The following is a 4,987-nucleotide window of genomic DNA, read 5'->3' on the forward strand; positions in this document are numbered from 1 at the left end:
CCTCTGGTGTCTTACCGCCTGCGGGGCCGCCAGGTGTACCTCGGCCCCGCAGGCGGTAAGACACCAGAGGTTGGAGCGGGCCACCCGGGAATGCAAAATATCGCCCACCAGGGCAATTTTTTTGCCCGCCAGCAACTCTGCCCGGGGTTGTTCCGGATGTAGGGTCTGGCCCAGCGTGAATAGATCGAGCAGGGCCTGGGACGGGTGGGCATGGAGGCCGTCGCCGCCGTTGAGCACCCCCACCCCTGTCTGTAGTCGATCGAGCTCGGTGGCGATCGCCTGGGGCACGCCCGCCTCCTGGTGGCGAATCACCATCAGGTTGGTGCCCATGGCCAGGTAGGTCTTGGCGGTGTCTAGAATAGTTTCACCTTTGGTCAGTGACGAGGTGCCGGGGGCAAAATTGAGCACGTCAGCCGAGAGCCGCTTGGCCGCCAGCTCAAAACTACTGCGGGTGCGAGTCGAGGGCTCAAAAAACATGTTGGTGACGACTAACCCCTGCAGGGCAGGCACCTTGCGGGTGCGCCGCATCAGCACCTGCCGAAAGCTCACGGCTGTTGCCATCACCGTTTCTAACTCCGCCGCCGTAAAATCAGCCAGCGACAGCACATGTCGTCGATTCCAGGGAGCACTTGCCATGACCCGTTGCCTAAACCCAGTTTCATACCGTCATCACCATACCTGGCCTGGGGGCTTTGGGCGGCGGTCTTTGGCTATGTTTTGTCTGCTGGGGGCGAGCCTGCTGGGAAGTTGTAGCGGCAGGCCAGGCAACGCGCCTGACCCAGCGCTGCCCGCCCCCTCGACTCCAGAGGCCGCTGCGGCGATCGCGCCCGCCGATACGGCGACCGATACGGCGGTCCCACTGCTGGCGACCTCAACGCCTCCAGCAGAGCGGCTGCTGACGGCTAGCCGCCAATTGCAGACCCGTGCCCGGCGCTTGGTCGTGCCCGCCGACCCTGTTGCCGTCGACCTCTATACCCTCGACAGCACCTGTGAGACCTACCAGGTCGAACCCATTCAGGTGCCCCGTTTCCAGAGCATGGAGAATACAGTCGGGCTGATTCTAGCCGAGCAGGCCATTCCCTATTTCACCCTCTCAGGCTACCGGGCCAGCTACGACCTAGAGACCAAAACCGCTACGATTGACCTGCGGGTAGCCCGCACCTCACGCCGGGTGCTGCAATCGCTGTCGCTGTGCGAACAAAAGGCCATGCTGGGCAGCCTGCGCGAAACCCTGATCCACCAGCCCGACTGGAACATTGACGCGGTTGTCTTTACCGACCGGGGCAACGATCTGGTGTTGTGAGCGGTTGGGAGAATCGCGATTATGCAGCTGGATTCCATTGAATCATTTGAGCCTTGGCTTTACCTCAACAGTCTTGGTTCAGCTGAGCAATAGGCTATAGACCGGCCAACTGGCGTTAAGCGCCAGCCCTATAGCCCCATCCAACGGAGGTATGCTGCTGTGGCGAGAAAAAAAGAAGAATCTGCGGGCATGAAAGCTACCCAGACCCAGTTGCAGACCCTGCTTGAGGCCGGGCAATTTGACGCCGTGCAAACTTGGCTCGAGCCCATGCTGTCTGCGGATGTGGCCGAGGTAATTGATGAACTACCAGAAACCCTCCAGGCAGTTGCCTTTCGGCTATTGCCCAAAAACGATGCGATCGCCGTCTACGAGTACCTGTCGCCGCGAGTACAGCAGGCGCTGTTAGAAGACCTTAAAAACCCCGACGTTTTAGACATTATCGATCGCATGTCTCCCGACGACCGCGCCCACCTGTTCGACGAGTTGCCGGCCAAGGTGGTGCGGCGGCTGACGCTGCAGCTTAGCCCCGCCGAACGCGAGGCCACGGCACTCCTGCTGGGCTACCCCCCCGACAGCGCCGGGCGCATTATGACCTCAGAATTTGTTGCCCTGCGCGCTACCTACACCGTCGAGCAGGCGCTAGCGCGCATTCGCCGTCTGGCCGACACCTCGGAGACCATTTATACCCTCTACGTACTCGACAATGCCCGCCATTTAATTGGGGCGCTGTCTCTGCGAGATTTAGTAGTTGCCCAGCCCGAGCAAATATTGCAAGACCTGATGCGGCGCGAAGTGATCTACCTGCACACCCACACCGATCGAGAACAGGCGGCTCGTCTGATTCAGCGCTACGATTTTCTGGCCCTGCCGGTGGTCGATAGTGAGCAGCGACTGGTGGGCATTGCCACCATCGACGACCTGATCGATGTCATTGAAGCCGAAGACACCGAAGATATCTATACGGCGGGCGGGGTGCAAAGCCGAGGTGAAGACTACTTTCAGACCAATTTATTTGCGGTAGCTCGCAAGCGGGTGGTGTGGCTGTTTGTGCTGCTGCTGGCCAATACCGGCACCAGCGCCGTGATTAAAAGTCAGGCGGCCCTGCTTGAGCAGGTGGTGGTGTTAGCGGCCTTTATTCCCCTGCTGATTGGAGCCGGGGGCAACGTCGGGGCCCAGTCGTCAACGGTGGTGATTCGTGGGTTGAATACCGGAGAGGTGCGGCCAGAGCAGATGGGGTATATTATCGCTCGAGAGGCGCTCGCTGGGCTGCTGCTCGGGGTGCTGCTGGGAGTCATGGTGACCCTGTGGGCCTTTGTCCTCCAGCGCAGCTGGGGGGTAGCTTTGGCCGTGGGCATTAGCCTGGTGGCTATTTCACTACTGGCGGCGGTAGCTGGTTCGGCACTACCCTTTTTGTTCAAAGCGCTGAAGCTAGACCCCGCCCTGATGTCAGCCCCGTTTATCACGACGGCAGTAGATGTATTGGGGGTACTGACCTACCTCAAGGTGGCTCGGCTAATTTTAGGTATCTAGCATGGCTCACACTCATTCCACCGCCATTGTGCTGCTCTCTGGGGGGCTCGATTCGGCCACAGCAGCGGCCCAGGCGATCGCCGATGGCTACAGTCTGGTGGCCCTCTCCCTCAACTACGGCCAGCGCCACCAGCGGGAGCTAGCGGCGGCCCAGGCTGTGGCGGCTCACCTGGCGATCGCAGACCACCACACCATTGCCGTCAATCTGGCCCAGTGGGGCGCGTCGTCGCTCACCGACCTGGCCCTGGCCCTGCCCCAGGGTGGCATTGAGGCAGGCATTCCCTCTACCTACGTGCCCGGACGCAATACGGTGTTTATTGCCCTGGCCCTGGCCCTGGCCGAAGCCAGGGGGGCCGAAGCTATCTACCTGGGCATCAACGCCGTCGATTATTCGGGCTATCCCGACTGTCGGCCCGAGTATTTAGCGGCGTTTCAACAGCTGGCCCAGCTGTCGTCGAAGGCGGGCCTAGCCGGCCACGCGCCCAAGCTGGTTGCCCCCCTGGTGATGGATTCTAAGGTCGATATTGTGCGCCGGGCGGTGAACCTGGGGGTGCCGATCGACAAAACCTGGTCGTGCTACCAGGGGGGCGATCAACCCTGTGGCCTGTGTGACTCCTGCCGCATTCGCGATCGCGCCCTGATCAAAGCTGGCTACCCAGACCTAGCGACCCCCAAAGGCCGTGACCTATGCCCGCCATAACCGAGGTCAACAGCAAGCCCTGGGGTTCCAGGGAATGTGTCACAGTGTAGGCAGGAAGGTTTGCTCCACTACAATTCTTTTGATCACAGCCCATGTTCTACCCTTTGGTTGAGCGCTCGTAGTCCCGCCTATGCCCTGGCCTCGAATAATTAGCGGATTGGTTGCTATTGTCGTAGCTCTGGCTATGGTTGGGCTAGGGGGCTGGTACTTTACCCTGGGCTTCGGAATCATTATCTTTTTGGGGCAGCTTGAAATTTTTGCCCTGGTGAAGGCCAAGGGCATCTTGCCCGCCGCCAAAATCACCCTGGTGGTGAGCCAGCTGCTGCTGATTACCGCTCATATTGATTCCAGCCTATCTGATGCTCTGCTGCCGCTAGGCGGTACTTTTATCTGTTTCTATCTGTTGTTTCAACCGCAGGTGGCCACCATTGCCGATGTGGCCGCCTCTATTTTGGGCCTGTTCTACGGGGGCTATCTACCCAGCTTCTGGGTGCGCCTACGCGATCTCGGCGACGGGGCCGTCTCTTTCCCTCTGGGCGGCTACTGGCCCGATACCTGGCCACCATCGCTGGAAGCTCTACCCGTCGGTCTAGTCGTCACGCTGCTGGCCTTTGCCTGTATCTGGGCCGCCGATATCGGGGCCTACACGGCTGGCAAGATCATTGGGCGCACACCGCTGTCTAACATTAGCCCCAAGAAAACCGTCGAAGGTGCCGCCTTCGGCATGCTCGGCAGTATGGTCGTGGCCTTGGCCGGTAGCTACTGGCTACAGTGGCCCCTCTGGCCGCTATCGGGATCGGCTCTAGGCTTGATGATCGGTACCTCTAGCCTGCTGGGCGACCTGACCGAATCACTGATGAAACGCGATGCCGGGGTGAAAGACTCTGGAGCCCTCATCCCCGGCCACGGCGGTATCTTAGACCGCACCGACAGCTACGTGTTTACAGGGTCGCTGGTGTATTTCTTCGTCACCCTGCTGCTACCGTTGCTGTCTGCGAGTTAACGACCGCGCATTTCCCAAAAACTCAGCTCTTGACGAATGCGATCGCGCTCCTGGGGCTGCGCAAATCGCAGCTGATGACGCAGCTCACCAATCACCTGACGACGCTGACTAGACGATTGCTTTTCCATGACTTCCCCAAAAACTGTAGCTATAGATACAGTTTAATAAATCGAGAGTCCTATAGCTCTATCATTACAATTCTTTGGATGAGGCTATCCTTGCGATGTCTAGCCTTAACCATCAACCCTAGTGAACTGTCAAGACTAAATTTGTAGGTTGGGTGGCGCGCTAAGTAGGCAGTTGAGATTAAATGTAAGATAGCAGGGTAGCCAGAGTGCCCTCAAATGCCCGCCCCATTACGCATCATTTTGACCGAGGAAGAAGACCGCACGTTAAGTGAACTTCGGGAGGCTCAGACAGTTCCCTATCGGACGCGTGACCGAGCGCATAT

General features: G+C 59.2%; 5 protein-coding genes and 1 pseudogene. 4 read left to right on the forward strand and 2 right to left on the reverse strand.

Features of this window, described 5'->3' with window-relative positions; translation table 11 throughout:
• Nucleotides 1-636: pseudogene (locus IQ254_RS29640) on the reverse strand (aspartate carbamoyltransferase); the annotation flags it as partial.
• Here IQ254_RS29640 and IQ254_RS29645 point away from each other — a divergent pair.
• The 4 genes from IQ254_RS29645 (at nt 635) to IQ254_RS29660 (ending at nt 4,536) form a co-directional block, all read left to right on the forward strand.
• A complete protein-coding gene (locus tag IQ254_RS29645) occupies nt 635-1,303 on the forward strand; it encodes a hypothetical protein (protein ID WP_193969735.1) in 669 nt (222 codons plus the stop codon). The pseudogene IQ254_RS29640 and the gene IQ254_RS29645 sit on opposite strands and share 2 nt — an antisense overlap.
• Before the next feature lie 189 nt (nt 1,304-1,492).
• Nucleotides 1,493-2,833 carry a magnesium transporter gene (mgtE, locus tag IQ254_RS29650; protein WP_193969738.1) on the forward strand — a complete coding sequence of 447 codons (1,341 nt, stop codon included), beginning with the start codon at nt 1,493-1,495 and terminating at the stop codon, nt 2,831-2,833.
• Between the two features lies 1 nt (nt 2,834).
• On the forward strand, nt 2,835-3,533 hold the full coding sequence (gene queC, locus IQ254_RS29655; protein ID WP_193969736.1) for a 7-cyano-7-deazaguanine synthase QueC: 699 nt from the start codon (nt 2,835-2,837) through the stop codon (nt 3,531-3,533).
• 130 nt (nt 3,534-3,663) lie between these two features.
• Nucleotides 3,664-4,536, forward strand: a complete 873-nt coding sequence (locus IQ254_RS29660) for a phosphatidate cytidylyltransferase (protein ID WP_193969737.1) — start codon at nt 3,664-3,666, stop codon at nt 4,534-4,536.
• Here the strand turns inward: IQ254_RS29660 and IQ254_RS32250 are convergent.
• Nucleotides 4,533-4,664, reverse strand: coding sequence for a hypothetical protein (locus IQ254_RS32250; RefSeq protein WP_255527046.1), 132 nt, complete (start codon nt 4,662-4,664; stop codon nt 4,533-4,535). The genes IQ254_RS29660 and IQ254_RS32250 overlap by 4 nt on opposite strands.
• Between the last annotated feature and the right edge of the window lie 323 nt (nt 4,665-4,987).

The organism is Nodosilinea sp. LEGE 07088 (assembly GCF_015207395.1).
GTDB lineage: Bacteria > Cyanobacteriota > Cyanobacteriia > Phormidesmidales > Phormidesmidaceae > Nodosilinea.